Source organism: Methylobacterium sp. HJ2 (genome assembly GCF_056431005.1).
The window spans coordinates 1-1,247 of record NZ_JBWJYM010000022.1; the positions used below are offsets into that span (position 1 = coordinate 1).

1 protein-coding gene is annotated in these 1,247 nt (G+C 64.7%); it reads right to left on the reverse strand.

Annotated elements, in window-relative coordinates; genetic code table 11:
• Positions 1–39: 39 nt before the first annotated feature.
• Positions 40–1,181 (reverse strand): IS3 family transposase gene (locus tag ACS5RC_RS26010; protein ID WP_478346825.1). Its coding sequence is split into 2 segments (ribosomal slippage): positions 40–914 and positions 914–1,181, totalling 1,143 coding nucleotides; the frame shifts between segments, so codons are not numbered across the junction.
• Positions 1,182–1,247: the final 66 nt, after the last annotated feature.

The window sequence follows — 1,247 nt, forward strand, 5'->3', positions numbered from 1 at the left end:
CTGACCTGACCGGTATTTTGGACCGAGCCAGTTGCGAGGCTACTGCATGGTGGCGGCCATGGGTAGCCGGAAGGCCAGATCGGGGTAGCTGACGGGCGCGGGCGGCCGATAGCCCAAGGACGAGTGCGGCCGGACGCGGTTGTAGGTCGTTTGCCAAAGACCGATCACGATCTGCGCCTCCTTCAGCGAGTAGAAGATCTCCTGGCGTAGGCACTCGTCCTTCAGTTTGCCGTTGAAGCTTTCACAGTACCCGTTCTCCCACGGCGAGCCCGGCGCGATGTACTGGATCTGCGAGCCGGCTTTGGCGACCCACTTGCGCAGCGCCTTCGAGATCATCTCAGGGCCGTTGTCGCAGCGGATGTGCTCCGGGATGCCATGCAGGCACATGGCGTCGGCCAGCGCCTCGATCACACCCACGCTGTTGATGCGCCGGGCCACCTTCAGCGCGAGGCATGTCCGGCTGTGCTCATCGATCAGCGTCAGGATGCGCAAGCTCCGGCCGTCGCGCGTCTGCCCCAGAACGAAGTCGAAGCTCCAGACGTGATTCCGGTGGAGCGGACGCAGCCGCACGCAGGATCCGTCGTTCAGCCAGAGACGGCTGCGTGGTCGGTGCTTTTGCGGAACCTTGAGCCCCTCGCGACGCCAGATCCGCTGAACCCGATCCTTGCCCACCTGCCACCCCGCTGCCCGCAGCAGCGCGGTGACGCGGCGATAGCCATAGCGTCCGTACTCGGACGCCAGGGCGATGACGGCACGGGTCAGCGCATCCTCGTCGGCCGGCCGCGTGGACACGTAGCGCTGCGTGCCCCGGTGCTGGCCGACGATCCGGCAGGCGTGACGTTCCGAGAGGCCGTACTTCTCCCGGATCCCGTCCACCGTCTGCCTGCGTCGCTCGGGGGCTACAAGTTTCCCGCGGCGACGTCCGCCAGAACCTGTTTCTCCAGAGATAGATCGGCCACTAAGCGACGAAGTCGCGCATTCTCGCGCTCCAGGTCCTTCATCTTCTTGGCTTGATCGACCTTCAGGCCGCCGTACTCCTTGCGCCAGCGGTAATAGCTCTGCTCCGAGACATCCGCTTCCTTGCAGGCAACGGCGATGCTCTTGCCTTGCGCCGTCTGTACCTCGATTTGGCGCAGCGTCAGCACGACCTGTTCCGCGCTCGGCCTTTGTCCTCGCTTCATCCCCAACTCCTCTGGTCCACGCTGATCCTCTCAATCAGCCCGGTCCAAAGCCAGCCGGTCAGGTCA